Annotated in this window: 21 protein-coding genes; 6 read left to right on the forward strand and 15 right to left on the reverse strand. The window is 76.9% G+C overall.

The annotated features are described in order from the left end of the window. The 5 genes from JOD57_RS09755 to murD all read right to left on the reverse strand — a co-directional run bounded on the left by JOD57_RS09755 (position 1) and on the right by murD (position 4881). A complete protein-coding gene (locus JOD57_RS09755; protein ID WP_307824584.1) occupies positions 1-570 on the reverse strand; it encodes an RsiG family protein in 570 nt (189 codons plus the stop codon). Beyond that, the gene (ygfZ, locus tag JOD57_RS09760; RefSeq protein WP_204691848.1) at positions 567-1676 is read right to left on the reverse strand and encodes a CAF17-like 4Fe-4S cluster assembly/insertion protein YgfZ; all 1110 of its coding nucleotides are present in this window, start codon (positions 1674-1676) and stop codon (positions 567-569) included. The genes JOD57_RS09755 and ygfZ overlap by 4 nt, the downstream gene beginning before the upstream one ends. After that, on the reverse strand, positions 1673-2128 hold the full coding sequence (locus JOD57_RS09765; RefSeq protein WP_204691849.1) for a Fur family transcriptional regulator: 456 nt from the start codon (positions 2126-2128) through the stop codon (positions 1673-1675). The genes ygfZ and JOD57_RS09765 overlap by 4 nt, the downstream gene beginning before the upstream one ends. 70 nt (positions 2129-2198) lie before the next feature. Further along, entirely contained in the window at positions 2199-3521 is a 1323-nt protein-coding gene (locus tag JOD57_RS09770; protein ID WP_204691850.1) for a MurL-like N-terminal domain-containing, read from the reverse strand. Beyond that, positions 3511-4881 (reverse strand): UDP-N-acetylmuramoyl-L-alanine--D-glutamate ligase, encoded by a 1371-nt coding sequence (gene murD / locus JOD57_RS09775; RefSeq protein ID WP_204691851.1) that lies wholly within the window; start codon positions 4879-4881, stop codon positions 3511-3513. The genes JOD57_RS09770 and murD overlap by 11 nt, the downstream gene beginning before the upstream one ends. A 130-nt stretch (positions 4882-5011) precedes the next feature. Between murD and nhaA the strand changes: the two genes are divergently transcribed. Both nhaA and JOD57_RS09785 read left to right on the forward strand, forming a co-directional pair. After that, positions 5012-6364: a Na+/H+ antiporter NhaA gene (nhaA, locus tag JOD57_RS09780; RefSeq protein ID WP_204691852.1), complete on the forward strand. Its 1353-nt coding sequence runs from the start codon at positions 5012-5014 to the stop codon at positions 6362-6364. Positions 6365-6709: 345 nt separating this feature from the next. Further along, positions 6710-7405 (forward strand): hypothetical protein, encoded by a 696-nt coding sequence (locus JOD57_RS09785; protein ID WP_204691853.1) that lies wholly within the window; start codon positions 6710-6712, stop codon positions 7403-7405. Here the strand turns inward: JOD57_RS09785 and JOD57_RS09790 are convergent. After that, the gene (locus tag JOD57_RS09790; protein ID WP_307824585.1) at positions 7402-8340 is read right to left on the reverse strand and encodes an NAD-dependent epimerase/dehydratase family protein; all 939 of its coding nucleotides are present in this window, start codon (positions 8338-8340) and stop codon (positions 7402-7404) included. The genes JOD57_RS09785 and JOD57_RS09790 overlap by 4 nt on opposite strands. A 129-nt stretch (positions 8341-8469) precedes the next feature. Between JOD57_RS09790 and JOD57_RS09795 the strand changes: the two genes are divergently transcribed. Then, positions 8470-9156: a TetR/AcrR family transcriptional regulator gene (locus JOD57_RS09795; RefSeq protein WP_204691855.1), complete on the forward strand. Its 687-nt coding sequence runs from the start codon at positions 8470-8472 to the stop codon at positions 9154-9156. Here JOD57_RS09795 and JOD57_RS09800 read toward each other — a convergent pair. The 3 genes from JOD57_RS09800 to JOD57_RS09810 all read right to left on the reverse strand — a co-directional run bounded on the left by JOD57_RS09800 (position 9153) and on the right by JOD57_RS09810 (position 11630). Beyond that, positions 9153-10865 (reverse strand): DUF885 domain-containing protein, encoded by a 1713-nt coding sequence (locus JOD57_RS09800; RefSeq protein WP_204691856.1) that lies wholly within the window; start codon positions 10863-10865, stop codon positions 9153-9155. The two genes, JOD57_RS09795 and JOD57_RS09800, sit on opposite strands and share 4 nt — an antisense overlap. A gap of 8 nt (positions 10866-10873) precedes the next feature. Beyond that, positions 10874-11410: a heme-binding beta-barrel domain-containing protein gene (locus JOD57_RS09805; RefSeq protein WP_204691857.1), complete on the reverse strand. Its 537-nt coding sequence runs from the start codon at positions 11408-11410 to the stop codon at positions 10874-10876. Positions 11411-11483: 73 nt separating this feature from the next. Further along, positions 11484-11630, reverse strand: a complete 147-nt coding sequence (locus JOD57_RS09810; RefSeq protein ID WP_204691858.1) for a hypothetical protein — start codon at positions 11628-11630, stop codon at positions 11484-11486. Between the two features lie 67 nt (positions 11631-11697). Between JOD57_RS09810 and JOD57_RS09815 the strand changes: the two genes are divergently transcribed. Next, the gene (locus JOD57_RS09815; RefSeq protein ID WP_204691859.1) at positions 11698-12447 is read left to right on the forward strand and encodes a DUF4184 family protein; all 750 of its coding nucleotides are present in this window, start codon (positions 11698-11700) and stop codon (positions 12445-12447) included. 90 nt (positions 12448-12537) lie between these two features. Here the strand turns inward: JOD57_RS09815 and JOD57_RS09820 are convergent, their stop codons facing one another. The 6 genes from JOD57_RS09820 to JOD57_RS09845 all read right to left on the reverse strand — a co-directional run bounded on the left by JOD57_RS09820 (position 12538) and on the right by JOD57_RS09845 (position 16317). Next, positions 12538-12831 (reverse strand): DUF1416 domain-containing protein, encoded by a 294-nt coding sequence (locus JOD57_RS09820; protein WP_204691860.1) that lies wholly within the window; start codon positions 12829-12831, stop codon positions 12538-12540. A 6-nt stretch (positions 12832-12837) separates the two neighbouring features. Continuing rightward, complete coding sequence (locus JOD57_RS09825) at positions 12838-13665, reverse strand: sulfurtransferase (RefSeq protein ID WP_204691861.1); 828 nt, start codon at positions 13663-13665, stop codon at positions 12838-12840. A gap of 36 nt (positions 13666-13701) precedes the next feature. Further along, complete coding sequence (locus JOD57_RS09830) at positions 13702-14139, reverse strand: DUF4395 domain-containing protein (protein ID WP_204691862.1); 438 nt, start codon at positions 14137-14139, stop codon at positions 13702-13704. Positions 14140-14286: 147 nt separating this feature from the next. Next, positions 14287-14736 carry a thioredoxin family protein gene (locus JOD57_RS09835; RefSeq protein WP_204691863.1) on the reverse strand — a complete coding sequence of 150 codons (450 nt, stop codon included), beginning with the start codon at positions 14734-14736 and terminating at the stop codon, positions 14287-14289. Positions 14737-14776: 40 nt separating this feature from the next. Beyond that, positions 14777-15478 carry an LmeA family phospholipid-binding protein gene (locus tag JOD57_RS09840; protein ID WP_204691864.1) on the reverse strand — a complete coding sequence of 234 codons (702 nt, stop codon included), beginning with the start codon at positions 15476-15478 and terminating at the stop codon, positions 14777-14779. Between the two features lie 2 nt (positions 15479-15480). Next, complete coding sequence (locus JOD57_RS09845) at positions 15481-16317, reverse strand: hypothetical protein (RefSeq protein WP_204691865.1); 837 nt, start codon at positions 16315-16317, stop codon at positions 15481-15483. A 240-nt stretch (positions 16318-16557) separates the two neighbouring features. Here JOD57_RS09845 and JOD57_RS09850 point away from each other — a divergent pair, with 240 nt between their 5' ends. Next, complete coding sequence (locus tag JOD57_RS09850) at positions 16558-17328, forward strand: winged helix-turn-helix transcriptional regulator (protein ID WP_204691866.1); 771 nt, start codon at positions 16558-16560, stop codon at positions 17326-17328. Next, positions 17325-18269, forward strand: coding sequence for a mycothiol synthase (gene mshD, locus JOD57_RS09855; protein ID WP_204694765.1), 945 nt, complete (start codon positions 17325-17327; stop codon positions 18267-18269). The genes JOD57_RS09850 and mshD overlap by 4 nt, the downstream gene beginning before the upstream one ends. Positions 18270-18533: the final 264 nt, after the last annotated feature.

The following is an 18533-nucleotide window of genomic DNA, read 5'->3' on the forward strand; positions in this document are numbered from 1 at the left end:
TCAGTGGCGTCCCTCGTCGGCGAGCAGGGCGGCGACGTCGGCCTCGCCGTTGCGGTACCGGCGGGCCAGCTCGCCGGCGAGGGTGTCCATGACCTGCTGGACGCCGCGGCGCCGCTCGGACAGCGAGCCCTCGGCCGCGGCCAGCGAGCGGGCGGCCCGCTCGAGGTCGGCGTCGGGCAGCTCGGGGACCGCCGACAGGTCGACGTCGGGCGTCAGGCCGTTCACCCAGGACTCGTAGTCGCCGGGCGAGGCCGGCTGCACCGTCTGGTGGCGACCCAGGCCGTGCGCGGGGCCGCGGCCCTTCTCGGAGAGGATCTCCGGCAGCAGGTCCAGCAGCGAGCGGCCGTCGTGCTCGGCGCGGCGCTGCAGCTCGCGGCGGACGATGTCGAGCCGGCCCTGCAGCAGCCGCCGCGTGTAGGAGAGGTTGACCTCCTCCTGCTCGGCCCGGCGGCGCAGCACCCGCACCTCGGACATGGGGCGCGAGTCCACGCCCTCCAGGAAGCCGGGGGCCAGCAGCGCGTCGACGGCCGGCCCACCGGCGGGGGGCGGCTCGGGGCTCACGGAGGTCACCGCCCGATGGTGGCAGACCGGACGGCCCGGACCCGGTCGCGGGCCGCGACCCGGGTGTCGTCGAGCGCGTCGGGGGCGTCGTCGGGGTCCAGCGCGGCCTGCGAGCCCCCCACGGTCAGCTCGGCGTCGGGGGTCACCGACCGCTTGACCAGGGCCAGTGCGACGACGCCGAGCTCGTGGTGGCGGACGACGGTGCCGGTGCGCCCGACCTCGCGGGTGCCGGACACGACCGGCGTCCCGGGGGCCGGCAGGTCCTCGCTGACGCCGTCGAGGTGCAGCAGGACCAGCCGCCGCGGCGGGCGGCCGAGGTTGTGCACGCGGGCGACGGTCTCCTGCCCGCGGTAGCAGCCCTTCTCGAGGTGGACGGCGGTGGACAGCCACTCCAGCTCGTTGGGGATGGTCCGGTGGTCGGTGTCGGCGCCCAGCCGCGGCCGGCGGGCCTCGACCCGCAGGGCCTCGTAGGCGTCGGCCCCGGCGGCACCGGCGCCCGCGGCGGTCAGCGCGTCGGCGTGAGCGGCCAGGTCGGCCCGGGGCACGAGCAGGTCGAACGCCGTGGCGCCGCCGTCGCCGAGGGGCGGCATGCGGCGGACCCAGCCCCCGTCCGGCAGGGCCGCGACGGCGTACGGCGCGTCCGGCGCGGGCAGCCCGGCTGCGGCCAGCACCTCCGGTGTGCGGGGGCCGACCACGGAGAGCAGCGCCCACGCGTCGGTGACCAGGGCCGGCTCGACCCGGAGCATGAACCGCATCCGGTCGAGGAAGGTCTGCAGCGCGGCACCCGTGCCCGGCTCGACGTCGGCCCAGGTGGTGCCGCCGAGCTCGGCGAGGACGAGGTGGTGCTCGACGTGGCCGTGCGGCGAGAGGACCAGCGCCTCGGTGCCGGTGCCGTCGGCCAGCCGCTCGAGGTGCTGGCTGGTCAGGCTGTGCAGCCAGGTCAGCCGGTCGGCGCCGGGGACGGTGAGGACGTCGCGGTCGCCGCGGTCGACCAGGCCGGCGCCCTCGGCGAGCAGCCGCTGCTCGCGCAGCGGGTCGCCGTGGTGCGCGGCGACGGTCGAGCCCTCGGCGACGACAGCGCCCGGCCGCGTGGCCAGCGGTGAGGTGGTGGTCATGACTGCTCCGTCCCGGACTCTCGGCAGCGGCGGCACGTCCCCGACAGCGCGACGTGCCCCACGTCCACGGTGAAACCGAGATCGGCGGCCAGACGTTCCGCGGCCTGGTCGAGCAGCGCCGGGTCGGCCGAGGCGATGTCCCCGCAGGAGGCGCAGACCACGTGCAGGTGGGGGTGCTCGGAGGCGTGGTAGACCGGCGCCCCCTTGCCCAGGTGGGTGTGCCAGACCAGGCCGAGCCGCTCGAGCAGCTCCAGGGTCCGGTAGACGGTGGAGGTGTCGGGCGCCGCGCCGCCGGGCCCGGCCTGCTCCCGCAGCCGGGCGCCGATGGCCTCGGGGGTGGCGTGGTCGAGCTCGGCGACGGCGGCCAGGACCTGCTGGCGCTGGGGCGTCAGCCGCAGGCCCTGGGCCCGCAGCCGCTCGGCCAGCGGCACGGGCCCCTGCTCGGTGGTCACCCCGCCGAGCCTAGAAGGCCCCCGTCCCCCTCACCCCTCGCACGCTCGGGGCGAGCCTCCGGACGGGGCCTCACGCGACGGCGCTGCGGGAGCCGGCCAGCACCTGCTGCAGCGCCTCGAGGTACCGCTCGGGGACGGCGTGTGCGCCGCGCGGGGCGAGGAACCGCGCGACGGTGGCGCCGGTGACCTCGGCGGCCGCGGCGGCCTCCGCCCCGAGCAGCCGCACGACCGGGGCGTCGCCCCAGGACCGGCTGGCCGCCAGGTGCGCCATCGCCGCCGCGCTCTCGGCCCGCTCCCCCACGCAGTCGAACGGCTTCTCCGTCGCCCACAGCTTCCGGAAGCCGTCGGCCAGCGAGGGGTCGGCCAGCGGGTTGCCCCCGAACATCGCCTCCGCCTCGGCCGGCCGGAGGAACACCGCGAAGCACAGGAAGGTGAACAGGCACTTGTCGCAGTGCAGGCACCAGCGCTGCTCGGCCTGCCCGCCCGTGTGCCGCTGCGTGTAGGACCGGTTGCAGCTGAGGATGTCGGCGCGCAGCGGCATTGCGGCGACGGCGGCCACCGTGGCCAGCTCCGACAGCTGCCGGGTGAGGCTGAAGTAGCCGACGCCGAGCTCCGCGGCGGCCGCGGCGAACAGCTGCTCGAAGGCGAAGGACTTCGAGTACTGGTGGTTGACGCTCGCGCCGCCGATGGTGAGCGTCTCCTCGTCGGCGGACCGCTCGTTGGCGAAGACCACGGGGCCGTAGCCGCCGAGGACGGCGGCCAGCGTCGAGACCGCCGAGTTGATCGCGGTCACCGGCACGTGCCCGTTGAGGCCGCCCTGCGCCGTGCGCTCGGCCAGCAGCGGGTCGAGCCTGCGGCGGACCTCGACCAGCGGCACCCCGGCGGCGCGGGCGACGTCGCGCTGCGCGCCGGTCGGGTTGATCGCCAGCGCGGTCCCGTCGGGGACCACCACGAGGGCGAGCGCGGAGTCCTTGCCGCCGCCCACCGGCAGCAGCGCCCCGCGGGCGCCGGCGGCGGGGGCGGGCGGGTGCTCGGAGAGCTCCGCCTCGAACTCGACGCGGTGCGGCACCGGCAGCCGGTTGACCGCGGCGAACTCCCCCAGCCCGTCGGTGTAGGCGGCCTGCGCGACGGCGAGCTGGGCGGCGGTGACCGCTCCCTCGACGACGACCCGGCCGGGCGCGGCGAGCTTGTAGTAGCTGGTGCCCATGACCAGGTGCACGAGGTCGAGCGCGGCGGAGACGTGGGAGGGCACCGGGCCGGTCAACAGCGCGGGGTCGAGGGTCACCCGCTCGGTGAACTCGTCGTCCCCCAGCCGGTAGGTGAAGGCCGCCTCGCCGGTCGCGGGGTCCAGGGACCGGCCGGCGACGACGAAGGGGCCGACCTCAGGACGCACGGACGCGCTCGGCGCCGGCGTCGACGAGGATCTGCTCATAGGTGGCTGCCAACTCCTCGAAGTCGCGGAAGCGGTTGTAGCTGGGGGCGCCGGGCGAGAGCAGGACGACCCCGCCGGGCGGAGTGGTCGCGCGCGCCGTCGCCACCGCCTCCTCCAGCGACGCCGTCTCGGCCAGGCGCACCGGGACGCCCGCGGCCTCCCGGCGGACGTCGGCGGCCAGCCGCGCCCCCGTGTCGGGGACGGTGACCAGCGCGACGGCCTCCCGCCGGGCCACCAACGTCCGGGCCAGGTCGGTGTAGTCCAGGCCGCGGTCCTGCCCCCCGGCGACGAGCGTGACCGGCCGTCCGGCGAGCGCGTCGAGGGCGGCGAGCACCGAGACCGGCGTGGTGCTCAGCGTGTCGTCGACGAAGGTGACGCCGTCGAGGGTGGCCACGGGCGAGAGCCGGTGCGGCAGCGCCCGGAACCCGGCGACGGCGGAGGTGACCGCGTCGGCGGTGGCGGCGAGGTCCAGGCCGGTCAGGGCGCAGGCGGCCAGCGCCACCTCGACGTTGCTGCGGTTGTGCGCGCCGGGCAGGTGTGCCGGGGCCAGGCGCGCGGCGAGGTCGGCGGGGACCACCTCGGCGGGGTCGACCAGCTGCGCGGGGTCGAGGTACCGCTGCGCCAGCGGCCGGGCCTGCGCGCTCACGGCCACCGAGCGCCCGGGGCAGGCGGTGAAGACCCGCAGCTTGTCGCGGTAGTAGGTCTGCACCGAGCCGTGCCAGTCGAGGTGCTCGGGCGCCAGCGAGGTGAGCGCGCCACGGCCGCGGAAGTCCGGGACGGCGGCGGCCTGGTAGCTGGAGACCTCGACGACGAGCGTCCGGTCGCCGACACCGTCGAGGAGGACGTCGAGCAGCGGCGTCCCGATGTTCCCGGCGTGCACCGCCGGGCGGCCGGCCGCGGTGAGGACGGCGGCGGCCAGGGCACTGGTGGTGCTCTTGCCCTTGGTGCCGGTCACGCACAGCACCGGAACCCCACGCCCGGCGGCCTCGGCCAGCGCGATCCCCGTGCCGGTGGTGACGACGGTGCGCTCGGCGAGCAGCCGGGCGTCCTCCCGGTAGGGGCTGATGCCCGGCGACCGCACGACGACGTCGCACCCGGTGAGGTCCGCGACGTCGGTCGTGGCGCTCACCCCGGCGGGCAGCTGCGCGGGGTCGACCGGGCGGCTGTCGGCGACGAGCACCCCGGCGGCGCCGGCGGCCAGGGCGGCGCGGACGGCGGCGCGGCCCTCCCGGCCGTACCCCCAGACGCCCACGCGCCGGCCGGCCAGCTCCGCCGGCCGCAGGGACCGCTCCCGCGGGGGCGGTGCCGGGCGGGGGTCCACGGCGCCCACTCTACGGACCGGCCCCGTGCACGGACGGCGACGACGGGCGCGCACCGATACCCTGACGCGCGGTGTGCCGGGAAGTCTGGTCGGCGGTGTCGCACCCGACCCCTCCCCCCGGAGCCGCCGCATGAACGCCCCCCACGGATCCACCCGCGTCTTCGCACGCGGCTCCTGGGCCGAGACCAGCCGGATCGCCGACGTCCTGCGCAAGGAGACCGTCGGCGGCGTCCTGCTGCTCGCCGGCACCGTCGCGGCGCTGGCCTGGGCCAACTCGCCCTGGGCGGAGTCCTACGAGACGCTGCGCGACACCCGCGTGGGACCGGCGTCGCTGCACCTGGACCTGACGCTGGGGACCTGGGCCGCCGACGGGCTGCTCGCCGTCTTCTTCTTCGTCGCCGGCCTGGAGCTCAAACGCGAGTTCGTCGCCGGCGACCTGCGCGACCCGCGCCGGGCGGCGCTCCCGGTGGCGGCGGCGGTCGGCGGGATGGTCGTGCCGGCGGTGCTCTACACGCTGGTGAACCTCGGCGGCGCGGGCGGCCTGCGCGGCTGGGCGATCCCGACGGCGACCGACATCGCCTTCGCCCTCGCCGTCCTGGCGGTGATCAGCACCCACCTGCCGAGCGCGCTGCGGACCTTCCTGCTCACCCTCGCCGTCGTCGACGACCTGCTGGCCATCACGATCATCGCGATCTTCTACACGACCTCGCTGGCCGCCGGCTGGCTGGCGCTGGCGCTGGTCCCGCTCGCCGTCTTCGGGTTCCTGGTGCAGAAGCGGATCCGCTCGTGGTGGCTGCTGCTGCCGCTCGCGGTGCTCACCTGGGTGTTCGTGCACGAGTCCGGGGTGCACGCCACCGTCGCCGGCGTGCTGCTGGCCTTCACCGTCCCGGTGGTGCGCAGCGAGGCGGCGGGCGGCCCGGGTGCGGGGCCGGGGCTGGCCGAGCACCTCGAGCACCGCTTCCGCCCGATCTCGGCCGGCGTGGCGGTGCCGGTGTTCGCCTTCTTCGCGGCCGGCGTCACCGTCGGTGGGCTGTCCGGACTGGTCGAGTCCCTCGGCGACCGGGTGGCGCTCGGCATCGTCGTCGGCCTGGTCGCGGGCAAGGTGGTCGGCATCGTCGGCGCCACGTGGCTGGTCACCCGGTTCACCCGTGCCGAGTTCGCCGACGACCTGGGCTGGCCCGACCTGGTCGGCATGGCGCTGCTCGGCGGGATCGGGTTCACCGTGTCGCTGCTCATCGGCGAGCTGGCCTTCGGGGTGGGCAGCGAGCGCGACGACCACGTCAAGGTCGGCGTGCTCGTCGGGACCGTGCTGTCGGCCCTCCTGGCCACCGTCGTGCTGCGGCTGCGCAACCGGCGGTACCGACGGATCTCCGAGCTCGAGCAGATCGACGCCGACGAGGACGACGTCCCCGACGTCTACCAGCGCGGCCTCGACGGTCCCGACGTCCCGGGGCCGGGCCGGCGGACGTCCGCCGACGGCTGAACCACGTCGTTGCCGAACGCCCCGGGCCGTCGTACCGTCGAGGTACACGAGAGGGGAGGTGGTCCGACACGTTGACTTCGCACAGGACTCGTGAGGTGGCTGTCCGCTAGCCGCCGTCCAGATGGGCCGCCCGTTCGGAGTGGAACCCGAACGCCGGCATCCTGATCGCCCGTCCGTCGCACGGCGGCGAGCGAGAACCGGACAGTCACCCGACCCCCGGGCCGCCGACACTCGTCCAGTCGGCCCACGCGCAGCCGCCTCCTCGGTGGCGCCGTGGAGCAGCCCGGGGGTCGTCCGTCCCTGGGGACCGTCCCCAGCCGCACCGCCGGGGAGGGCCGAGCGGCCGTGGACACCGCCACGCGCAGTGCACCGGCCGGACGCTGGATCGCCGAGGCGGTCCGCGCCGCCACCCCGGACACCGTGGCCGCGCTCCTGCCGGCCCGCTTCCCCGCCTACGCCCGCGTGTTCCACCCCGCCGTCCGCTACGCCGGCGACGACGACGTCCACGTCCGCTGGGACGAGGTGGCCGCGGCCAACGGCACCAGCCCGCACCGCCTCATGCAGTGGCCGGGCATCACCGGGTCCTGGGACTTCGTCAGCGAGCTCGACCAGCCCGGCGTGTGGAACGACGCCCCCGCCGAGGGCCACCTCGTCGAGCACGTCGCCGGCGAGGTGGCCGCCGTCCTGGCGCTGGAGACCGGCACGCCCCGCGAGTGCTGGTTCGGCTGGGACGACGGCGGCGCGGCCGACCTGCCGCGGCTGCGACTCCCCCGCGTCGACCTGCTCCTGGTGCGCGGCCCCGTCGAGCGGGCCGCCACCAACTTCGCCCCCGAGCCGCACGAGCAGAGCGCCGCGCTGTGGTGGCCGGCCGACCGGGCCTGGTGCGTGGTCACCGACCCCGCCCTGATGAGCACCTACGTCGGCGGCAGCGTGGACGCCGTCGACGCGCTGCTGGCCACCCGGCTGGAGGTCGCCCCCGCGCAGCCGGGCGACCCGGTGACCCCCGACAGCGACCCGGTCAACCCGGTCGAGCCGCGCTAGCCGGAGACCCGCGCGGGCTCGGCCGCCCCGGCGGTCGCCGCGAGCACCTGGTCCCACGGGGTGGCCGCCAGCCCGAACGCCTGCGTCGTCGCGGTGGCGTCGAGGACGTACTCCTGGTCGAACTGGTGCCGGATGTCGACGACCTCGCGCACCACCGGCGAGAACCGGCCGACCGCCCGCAGCACCGGCCACGGGACGCCGCTGACCGGCACCGGCCGGCGCCCCATCGCCCGGGCCAGGTCGGCCAGGGCCTGGCGCTGCGAGCGCGGCGGGTTGCTCGGGACGTGCCACGCCCGGCCGAGCGCCCGCTCGTCGGTGCCGAGCACTGCCAGCGTCGCGGCGACGTCGGGCAGGTACGTCCAGCTGCGCGGCGCGTCCGGGTCGCCGACCACCCAGGCACGGCGGCCGCGGCGCAGGGCCGGGAGCTGGCGGACGAGGTGGGAGTGGCCGGCCGGCACCTGCGGGCCCACGAAGTCCCCGGCCCGCGCCTCGGTCATCCGGATGCGGCCGGCCTCGTGGGCGGCCAGCGCCTCGCGCCACATGGCGATCCGCACCCGGCCCTTGGTGTCGGTGGCGGCCAGCGGGCCGTCCGGGGTCATCGGCCCGGTGGGGCGGCCGTAGACGTAGAGGTTCGACATCGTCACCAGCACGGCGCCGGTGCGCTCGGCGGCGGCGAGCAGTGCGGCGGCCACCGGCGGCCAGTCGGTCGTCCAGCGGTCGTACGCCGGGTTGACGGCGTTGTAGAGGGCCGCGGCGCCGGTGGCCGCCGCGGTCAGCCCGGCGGCGTCGGCCGCGTCCACCCGGCGGTGCTCGACCCGGTCGGTGGAGGTCCCGCCGCTGCGGGACAGCACCCGCACCCGGTGCCCCCGGTCGGCCAGCAGCTCCGCCGTCGTCAGGCCCACCGGCCCCTTGCCCACGATCACGTGCAGTGCCACGTCTCCTCCTGAGGAGCTCCGTCGAGAGCGGTGCTCTCGTCCGAGGACGACGCTCGCGCACTGCCTCCGTCCTCTCAAGCGCAGTGCTCTCCCTTGCGTACAGTGCTCTCGTTCGGTCAGCATGGCGTCGTGCCCACCGCCCGCGAGCGCGTCCGTGCCGAGCTGACCGCCGAGATCGCCGGTGCCGCCCGCCGCCAGCTCGCCGAGGTGGGCGCCGCCGCGCTGTCGCTGCGGGCGGTGGCCCGGGAGCTGGGGATGGCCTCGTCGGCCGTCTACCGCTACTTCCCGAGCCGCGACGACCTGCTGACCCGGCTGATCATCGACGGCTACGACGACCTCGGGGCCGCCGTCGAGGCCGCCGACGACGCCGCCGCGCCGCCGGAGCAGCGGTGGACGGCCGCGTGCTCGGCGGTGCGCGCGTGGGCGCGGGCGCACCCGCACGAGTACGCGCTGCTCTACGGCTCCCCCGTGCCCGGGTACACCGCACCCCGGGACACCGTCCCGCCCGCGTCCCGGGTCGGCATCGTGCTCGGCCGCATCCTCGGCGACGCGGCCCGCGCGGGGCTGGTCACCGGGGACGGCGGCGGCCGGGAGCCCGGCCTGCTCGGCGACGCCGCCGTCGAGGTCCTCGGACAGGACCACCCCGCCATCGACGACACCGTCCGGGTGCGCGCGCTGCTGGCCTACAGCGCGCTGTTCGGGTCGGTGAGCTTCGAGCTGTTCGGCCAGCTCGTCGGCTCCGTCGAGGACGCGGACGCCTACTTCGCCCGCGTGAGCGCCGAGCTGGCCCGCCTGGTCGGCCTCCGTCCTGCCTAGAGCTGCGCGAGCTCCGCCTCGAGGTCGTCGAGACCGAGCGAACCCTGCGAGAGCGCGGCCATGTGCCACGCCTTGAGGTCGAAGTCCGCGCCCCGGGCCCGCTGGGCGGCGTCCCGGCCGGCCCGCCAGGCGCGCTCGCCCAGCTTGTAGCTGATCGCCTGCCCGGGCAGTCCCAGGTAGCGGATCAGCTCGCTGTCGAGGAAGGCCGGGTCGCTGCCGAGGTGCTCGCCGGCGAAGGCCCGCGCCAGCTCCGGCGTCCACGGCCGCCCGCGGTGCCCGGCCAGCACGCCCTCGGCGTCGTCCGGGACCGGCAGCCGCAGGTGCATGCCGATGTCGATGACCACCCGGATCGCCCGCAGCTGCTGGGCGTCGAGGTAGCCCATCCGGGCGCCGGGCTCGGTCAGGTACCCGAGCTCGTCCATCAGCCGCTCGGCGTAGAGCGCCCAGCCCTCGACGTTGGCGCTCACCGAGCCCAGGGAGGTCTGGTAGGTCGACAGGTCGCGGGAGACGTGGGCCCACTGGGCGAGCTGCAGGTGGTGGCCCGGGACGCCCTCGTGGTACCAGATGGAGACCAGGTCCCACAGCGGGAAGCGCTCGCGGCCCAGGGTGGGCAGCCAGGTGCGGCCGGGTCGGGAGAAGTCCTGCGCCGGGCGGGTGTAGTACGGCGCCGCGGCGCTGCCGGGCGGCGCGATCATCGCCTCGACGCGGCGCACCGGCTCGGCGAGGTCGAAGTGCGTGCCGTCCAGCGCCGCGATCGCCTCGTCCATCATCGACTGCAGCCGCTGCCGGATGGCCTCGACGCCCTCGACCGCGGGGCCGTGCTCGTCGAGCCACCGCATCGCCTCGATCGGCGTGGCGCCCGGCCGCAGCGCCTGCGCCTCGGCCCGCTGCTCGGCGAGGATCCGCCGGTGCTCCGACCAGCCCCAGGCACAGGCCTCCTCCAGCCCCTGCCCGGCGCCGAGGTCGGAACCGTTCCACCGGCGCGCGGCGATCGCGTACCGGTCGCGGCCGACGGCGTCCTGCGTCCCCTCGGCCTGCGGGAGGTACTCGTCGCGCAGGAAGTCGCGGACCTCGGCCACCGCGGCGTCGGCCTCGCGGGCGGCGGCGTCGAGGTCGCCGCGGACCGCGTCCGGGCCGGAGGCGGCCAGCCCGCCGAAGAACGGCCCGGAGAGCCACTCGCCGAGCTGGCCGACGACGGTGGAGACCTGCCGCGGCGCGACGAGGAGCCCGCGCCGGGCGCCCTCGCGCAGCGTCTCCCGGTAGCCGCGGTAGGCCTCGGGCACGCGGGCCATCCGGCGCGCGACGACGGACCAGTCCTCCTCGGTCGCCGTCGGCATGAGCAGGAAGACCTGCCGGATCGAGTGCACCGGGCTGAACAGGTTGGACAGCGCGCGGAACCCCTCGCCGGCGTCGTGCGCGGCCAGCTCGGCGCCCAGGCGCTCGCGCAGCAGCCGCGCGCAGCGGCGCTCGACCGCGTCGTCGGCCAGGGCCGGGTCGGCGGCGAGGACGGCGTCGAGCTCGGCGAGCGTGCGGCGGGCCAGCTCGGCCTCGGCCTCCAGGCCGGCCGGGCTGGGGTCCGGCAGCCGGTCGTCGCCGGGCCGGGTGCCCAGCGACGTCGCGACGATCGGGTCGAGGTCGCAGACGGCGTCGACGAAGCGGTCGGCGACCTGGCGCGGGGTGCGCGCCGGCCCGTGCTCCGATCCGCTCACCGGCCCGCTCACCGGAGCCGCTCCAGCCGGGCCGACATGGTCGGGCGCAACGGGGTGTCGGCCCCGGCGCGGTCGACGGCGTACATGAGCGCCCCCTCGACGATGCCGTAGAGCCGCACGGCGCGGGTGGTGTCCGGCGCGTCCGGGGTGCGGGCCACGACGTCGCTGGTCAGCTCCCAGCTCGTGGTCGTGCGCGCCGTCCCGACGTAGAGCTCGACGATGCCCTCGGGGCTGGTGACCAGCAGCTCGACGTCGTCCTGGCCGCGCGGCCGCCAGAAGCCGGCCTCGCGGACGCCGGGCCCCTCCACCCGGCCGTCGTCGCCGATCAGCCAGGTGCGCGACTCGTAGGCGAGGAAGTCGCGGCCGTCGTGCGCGAAGCGCACCCACTGGCCGAAGCGGCGGTCGCCGGCGTCTCCCCCGGCGGCGACCCCCTCGCCGTGCCACTCCCCCAGCAGGGGCAGCACCGAGAGCAGGCCGGGCGCCACCTCCGGGCCGGAGCGGACGTCGACGGTGTCGGCGACGGGCAGGTCGGTCGGGCCGGTCACCGGCCGGCGTCCCGGGGAGGCATGACCGCCACGGTAGTCGGCGCGCCCCGGCCGCCCCTCGCCGCGGACGGGCTCAGCGGCCCCGCGGGGACCGCGTGGGCGGCGCCGGGACCGGCGGCCGGCGCGGGTCCCGGTCCGGGCGGGCCAGCCGGCGGGCGGCGAGCAGGCAGGCGAGGGCGGCCACCGCGAACAGCGCGACGAGGACCCAGCCGGCGACCACGGCGCCACGGTAGGCGGCCCCCCGCACGGGCGGCCGCCGGACCCGCCGCGCCGGGCAGGATGGAGCCGTGCCGTTCACTGGGAGCCACCCCGCGGCGGTGCTGCCGTTCCTGCGCACCGGGCTCCCGGCCTCGGCGCTGGTGGCCGGCAGCCTGGCGCCGGACCTCCCCTTCTACCTCCCCGGCCGCCCGGACTGGCCGACGCACGGCGTGCTGGGGGTCGTCACCGTCGACGTCGTCCTCGGCGCCGCGGCGTGGGCGCTCTGGCACGGCCTGCTGGCCGCCCCGGCGCGCGCCGCGGCCCCGGCCGGGCTGCGCCGGCGGGTGCCGGCACCGGCCGGCCCGCGGGCCCGGCTGTCGTCGGTGCGCGCGGTCGCCGGCGTCCTCGCCGCCCTGGCCGTCGGTGCGGCCACGCACGTCGGCTGGGACCAGTTCACCCACTGGTGGGGCTGGGGCCCCCGGCACGTCCCCGCCCTGGCCGCGCCGGTGGGCAGCGCCCTCGGCGAGGACTGGTACGGCTACGACGTCGCCCAGCACGCGAGCACGCTGGCCGGCGCGGTGGTGCTGGCCTGCTGGCTGGTGCGGTGGTGGCGCCGGACGCCGTCCCGGCCCGACGACCTGCGCGGCACGGCCTGGGCGGTGTGGGGCGGGTTGCTCGCCCTGGGGGCCGTGGCCGGGGTCGCCGCGGCGCTCCGGGCGCCCGGACCGCTCGAGGCCGGCTTCGACGGCGCGACCGCGGGTGGTGCGGTGATGGCGGTCGCCGCCGGGCTGGCCGCCGCGGCCTGGCACGCCCGCCACCGGGCGACGTCCGACCGGTGAGACGGGCCGGGCAGCCGGCTACCCGGCCGGGGACCCCGGAGCAGGACGACGCCCCTCCCGCGAGTGCGGGAGGGGCGCTGCCGTGGGTCCTTATGCGAGGACGACCGTGGTCTCGTTCAGGCCGACGTCGGCCGACACGGCCCGCTCACCGCGGCCGGCCGGGGCCAGCGAGCGCAGCTTCCACGCGCCGGGGGCGGCGAAGAAGCGGAACTCGCCCTCGGGGCTGGTGACCACCTCGGCGGTGAACTCGTCGGTGGCGTCGAGCAGCCGCACGTAGGCGCCGGCGACCGGGGCGCCGTCGTGCCACACCTGGCCCTGGATCACCGTCTGGGTGGCCAGGTCGATGCCGGCCAGGCCACCACCCTGCTTCGGGGCTCCGCACATGTCAGCTCACTTCTCGATCGGGACGCCGACCAGCGAGCCGTACTCGACCCAGCTGCCGTCGTAGTTCTTGACGTCGTTCTTGCCGAGCAGCTCGCGCAGCACGAACCAGGTGTGGCTCGAGCGCTCGCCGATGCGGCAGTAGGCGATGGTCGGCAGGCTGTCGTCGAAGCCCTGCTCGGTGTAGAGCGCCTCGAGCTGCTCGTCGCTCTTGAACGTGCCGTCCTCGTTGGCCGCCTTGCTCCACGGGATGTTCTTGGCGGTGGGGACGTGCCCGCCCTTCTGCGCCATCTCCTGCGGCAGGTGCGCCGGGGCGAGGATCTTGCCGGAGAACTCGTCGGGCGAGCGGACGTCGATGATGTTCTTCGAGCCGATCGAGGCGACGACCTCGTCGCGGAAGGCGCGGATCGACAGGTCGGGGTCCTGGGCCGTGTACTGCGTGGCCGGGCGCTCCACGGGGTCCTTGGACAGCGGGCGGCCGTCGAGCTCCCACTTCTTGCGGCCGCCGTCCATGAGCTTGACGTCCCGGTGGCCGTAGAGCTTGAAGTACCAGTAGGCGTAGGCGGCGAACCAGTTGTTGTTGCCGCCGTAGAGGATCACCGTGTCGTCGTTGCCGATGCCGCGGGAGGACATCAGGGCCTCGAAGGCGCCCCTGTCGACGAAGTCGCGGCGCAGCGGGTCCTGCAGGTCCTTCTTCCAGTCCAGCTTGACGGCACCCTCGAGGTGGCCGCCGTCGTAGGCGCTGGTGTCCTCGTCGACCTCGACGAGGACGAGACCGGGGTCGCCGAGGTGGTCCTGGACCCAGTCGGCGGTGACGAGCACGTCGGTGCGGCTCATGGGGGGTGTTCCTCCCTGTGGTGGGTGTGCGGACGATCAGGTGGTGCGGGCCGGACGGGCCCGCCGGACGGTGAGGTAGAGCTCGCAGCCCAGGCAGAAGCCGGTGGCCGCGTTGAGCAGGGCCGCCACCAGCGCGAGGCCGGTCGCGACGGCGCCGACCAGCGGCGCCCCGGCGAGGTACCCGGCGGCGCCCACGGCGGCGAAGACGAGGCCGACGAGCTGGGCGAAGCGCACCGGCGCCTCGGGCTCGCGCTCGCGCGCCGGGCCCAGCCGCGGGGCGACCAGGGTGCGGAAGAGCACCGCGTAGGGCGCGTACCGCAGGCCGGCGGCGGCGCCGACGGCGAAGACGGCGGCCTGCACCGCGGCCAGCGGGCCACTGGCGGGCAGCAGGACGAGGACGAGGACGGCGCTGGTCACCCACGCGGCGAAGCGGGGGCCGCGCACGTCGACCGTGCGCGCGGGGGTGTCGGGCATCAGAGGGGCTCTCCGGACGGCGGCGGGGGCACGTCTGGGCGGAGCGGGGCCGCCCTCAGGAAGCGCGACACAGGCAGCTGCCGACGCGGCACAGGTCCACTGTGCGGCGCGAGGTCAGCAGGGTGCCCACGGGGCGAGGGTAGCCGATCACGGCCGGGCCCCCGTGTGCGCGTCGACGAGGGCACCGAGGTCCTCCGGGCGGAGCGCGCCGCTGCTGCGGCCGAGCAGCCGTCCCTGCCGGTCCAGGTAGAACAGCGTCGGCGTGCGCCGGACGTCGAGCTCGCGGACGGCGTCGAGGTGGCTCTCGGCGTCGACGTGCACGTAGGCCAGGCCCGGTCGGGTGTCCCGCAGGTGCTGCAGCCGGGCGCGGGTGGTCCGGCACGGCCCGCAGAAGGCGGTGGAGAACTGGACGACGGTCAGCTCGGCGTCGCCGGGTCGGACGCCGAGCCGCTCGAGCACCGCCGTGGGTCCCACGCCGTCCTCCTCCGCCTCGTCGGGCGCGGCGCGCAGCCGCCCGTCGCGGGTGCGCAGCCACCAGGCCGCCACGGCGGTGAGCACGAGCGCCGCGGCGAGCACCAGCACTCCGGTCCCGCTCATCCCCGGCCGCAACCGGGCCGGGACGCCGCTCATTCCCGCATCACGAGGGGCGGAACACCGTGTCCGTGGCCTGGGCCGCCACGTCGACGCCGTCGTCGGCGGGGGTGACGCCGGTCAGCTGCAGGCCGAACGGCAGCCGGACCGGGTAGCGCAGGTCCAGCAGCGCCACGGCCCGGTCGACCACGAAGTCGGGCACGCCGACGCCGGCGGCCTCGGCGTCCTCGACCTCGATGACCAGCTCGTCGCCCTCGAGGACGACACCGCCGACCGCGGTGAGCGGCACGGTGTAGCCGAGCACCTCGACGGTGCGGGTGACCCGCAGCCCGTCGCCGGCCCGCTCGAGGGTGGTGTCGGCGCCGAGCTCCCGCGACAGCAGCGCGTAGGACAGCGTCGCCGTCCCGTCGACGCGGTCGACCGGCACCTCCTGCACCGAGCCGGACAGCGCGTCCGACAGCGGCACGTGCACACCGCGCAGCGTGACGTCGGCGCGGGTGCCCTCGGGCTGGCCGAGGTCCGCGGCGGTCAGCCCGATGCGCACCTCGTCGTAGGTGCCGGCCACCGCCTGCGTGAGGAAGGGCCAGCCGGTGATGTCGACCTGCGGCGTGCCGGCGAGGGCCCCGGCGTCCTGCAGCGCCACGGCGACCCGGTCCTCGGCCATCCCCTCGGCGACCGGGTCGGCCACCAGCGCGACCCCGCCGAGGACGACGACGAGGAGGACGAGGACCCCCAGGACCGCGCGCACGGTCAGGCGACGGCGAGCACGAGCAGGACCGGCGCGCACAGGGCCAGCGGCAGTGCCGCCGCCACGAGCAGCCCGGCGGCGGGCCGGGCGCCGTCGGCGTCGGCGTCCGGACCGGTCAGGGCGTCGGTCAGGGCGAAGGAGGTGGCCAGTCCCGCCAGCGCGGCGGCCAGTCCGAGCACCAGGCCGGTGGTGACCCCGGAGAGGACGTCGACCAGGTCGCCGGCGCCGCTGTCCACCAGGGCGACGGCGACACCGGCGGCCAGCGCCAGCAGCAGGCCCGGCACGCCGCGGGCGACCCCGTCCGCGACCGCGGGCCGGGGCAGCACGGCGTCCACCAGGTGACCGGCCGCCAGGGCCGCGCCCACCACGATCAGCGGCGAGCCGACCGGGTCCCCGGTGTCCCCCGCGACCTCGGGCAGCAGGAGCAGTGCCAGCGCGCACGTGGCCGTCACCAGCAGCGCCGTGCTGCCCAGGGAGCCCACCACGTCGCGCCGCGGGGGCCGGCGCAGCATCTGGTGCAGCACGGCGGCGAGCAGGGCCGGACCCGCGACGGCGAGCAGCACCCCGGGGCCCGGCCGGTCGGCGAGGGCGACGAGCAGATCGGCGCCGACGGCGGCCGCCAGGGCCAGGACGACGACCCCGAGCGCACCCGAGGGGCCGGTGGCCAGGACCCACCCGGCGGCCAGCGCGACCTGCAGGAGGAACACCGCGGCCGGCCGGCCGTGCTCCCCCACCAGGCCCGGCACGAGGACGAGCAGCGCCGTGGCGACCGCGACGGCGACGGCGGAGCCCAGGTGGAGGGCCCGGGTGCCGGCCCGGTCGTCCAGCGCCGTCGTCACGCACCCTCCTCGCCGGGCCGGCGGTCCGCGCGGCGGCGCCGCGGGGTCCCGCTGTGACCCGATCGTCGCAGACGCCTCCCCCCGCGCGGCGCTCGACGAGCGGCGCGGTGCGCGTGTCCCGGCCTCGGCACGGACCGTTCCGGAGTCGTGACCGGCCGTCGCGGCTCGGGCGCGGAACCCATCGGCTATCCTGCGGTCTCGGTTCGACAGCGCCGTCGATGCCCTCCCCGAGGAGACGACATGCGACTCGTGCTCATGACCGCGGCGCGTCAGGCCACCACCGAGGTGCTGCCCGCCCTGGGCCTGCTCGGACACCAGGTGCGCGTGGTGGCCCCCGAGCTGTCCAGCCTGCTCGACGGCGACTCCGGCGACGTGGTCCTCGTCGACGCCCGCCACGACCTCGTCCAGGCCCGCACGCTGTGCGGTCTGCTGTCCTCCACCGGGGTGGCCTCGGCGCTGGTCGCCGTCCTCTCCGAGGGGGGGCTGGTCGCCCTGTCGGCCGACTGGGGCGTCGACGACGTCCTGCTCGACACCGCCGGCCCCGCCGAGGTCGACGCGCGCCTGCGCTGGGCCACCGCTCGCCGGCTCGCGGCCACCACCCCGGCCGACGGCGTCGACGGCGGCCTCACGCAGGCCGGTGAGCTGGTCATCGACGAGCACAGCTACTCGGCCAAGTTGCGCGGCCGGCCGCTGGACCTGACGTACAAGGAGTTCGAGCTCCTCAAGTACCTCGCCCAGCACCCGGGCCGAGTCTTCTCCCGCGCCCAGCTGCTGCAGGAGATCTGGGGCTACGACTACTTCGGCGGCACGCGCACCGTCGACGTCCACGTCCGCCGCCTGCGCGCCAAGCTCGGCACCGAGCACGAGGCGCTCATCGGCACCGTGCGCAACGTCGGCTACAAGCTCGACCAGCAGGTCGCCGACGCCACGGCCGCCGCGGCGCGCGCCGAGGCGGAGCGGTCGGGCGAGGCCGTCGCCGGTCCCGCCCGCAGCACCACCCCCCTGCCCTGAGCGCACCCACCGTCCGTCACCCCGGGCGGCTCGACCCCGCGGACACCGCGGCCGTCCTCGCGCTGCTGCGCGCCGCGGCTGCGGCCGACGGCGTCCGCCCGCTGTCGGAGGAGGCCGAGCTGCGCCTGCAGCACGGCGGTCCGCCCGGCGGCCAGGACGTCGTCGCCACCACCGAGGACGGCGTGCTGACCGGCTACGCCCGCCTCGAGCTGGGCCCGCCCGGGTCCTCCGACGACGCCGAGGCCGAGCTGGTCGTCGCCCCCGGCGCCCGCGGCCGCGGGGTCGGCGCGGCGCTGCTGACCCGGCTCGAGGAGCTCTCCGCAGGCCGGCCGCTGCGGGTGTGGGCGCACGGCGACCTGCCGGCCGCGACCGCGCTGGCCACCGCCCGCGGCTACACCCGCGCGCGGGTCCTGCTGCAGATGCGCCGTCCCCTCACCGACGACGACCTCGATGCCCGCCCGGCGCTGCCCGACGACGTGCACGTGGCCGCCTTCCGGCCCGGCCGGGACGACGGGGCGTGGCTGCGCGTGAACGCCCGCGCCTTCGCCGCCCACCCCGAGCAGGGCGCGTGGACGCCGGAGGACCTGCACCTGCGGGAGGCCGAGCCCTGGTTCGACCCGGCCGGCTTCCTGCTGGCCTGGCGCGGCGACCCCGACGCCGGCGGCACCCTGCTCGGGTCCCACTGGACCAAGGTGCACCCGCCCGGCGATGCCGGCCCGGACGCGGTCGGCGAGGTGTACGTGCTCGGCATCGACCCCACCGCGCAGGGCCTGGGCCTGGGTCGCGCGCTCACCGACCTCGGCCTGGCGCACCTGCGCGGCCGCGGGCTGGACCAGGTGCTCCTCTACGTGGAGGAGGACAACGCCGCCGCGGTGCACCTCTACGAGAGCCGCGGCTTCGGCAGGTACGCCGTCGACGTCTCCTGGCGGCGCGTCCCCTGAGCGAGGCCCCTCTCCGGGGGCTGGTCCGGCACGTCGCCTGCTGGCGGCGGGACCCTGCTGGGGACGGGTCCGCCACCTGACACGCGGTCGTTCACCGACCGGTTGTGACGGCGTTCTCACCCGGTCGGGAAGGGCTCAGCGGCCGTTCACCGGCCGTTCACCGAGCGACCCGGGACCGGCCACCTGCGCTGCCTACCGTCCCCCTCGTCGATCCCGCCGTGCCCGGCAGCGAGGTCCGGGCTCCTCCTCTCGAAAGGCACTGGG

It is taken from the genome of Geodermatophilus bullaregiensis (assembly GCF_016907675.1).
GTDB classification, from domain to species: Bacteria; Actinomycetota; Actinomycetes; order Mycobacteriales; family Geodermatophilaceae; genus Geodermatophilus; species Geodermatophilus bullaregiensis.

Bases quoted from the DNA above. Each gene is read 5' to 3' on its own strand.
- JOD57_RS09820 (WP_204691860.1), bottom strand. From the start codon at position 12,831: ATGTGCGGAGCCCCGAAGCAGGGTGGTGGCCTGGCCGGCATCGACCTG.
- JOD57_RS09850 (WP_204691866.1), top strand. From the start codon at position 16,558: ATGCGACTCGTGCTCATGACCGCGGCGCGTCAGGCCACCACCGAGGTG.
- nhaA (WP_204691852.1), top strand. From the start codon at position 5,012: ATGAACGCCCCCCACGGATCCACCCGCGTCTTCGCACGCGGCTCCTGG.
- JOD57_RS09835 (WP_204691863.1), bottom strand. From the start codon at position 14,736: ATGAGCGGGACCGGAGTGCTGGTGCTCGCCGCGGCGCTCGTGCTCACC.
- JOD57_RS09825 (WP_204691861.1), bottom strand. From the start codon at position 13,665: ATGAGCCGCACCGACGTGCTCGTCACCGCCGACTGGGTCCAGGACCAC.
- JOD57_RS09830 (WP_204691862.1), bottom strand. From the start codon at position 14,139: ATGCCCGACACCCCCGCGCGCACGGTCGACGTGCGCGGCCCCCGCTTC.
- ygfZ (WP_204691848.1), bottom strand. From the start codon at position 1,676: ATGACCACCACCTCACCGCTGGCCACGCGGCCGGGCGCTGTCGTCGCC.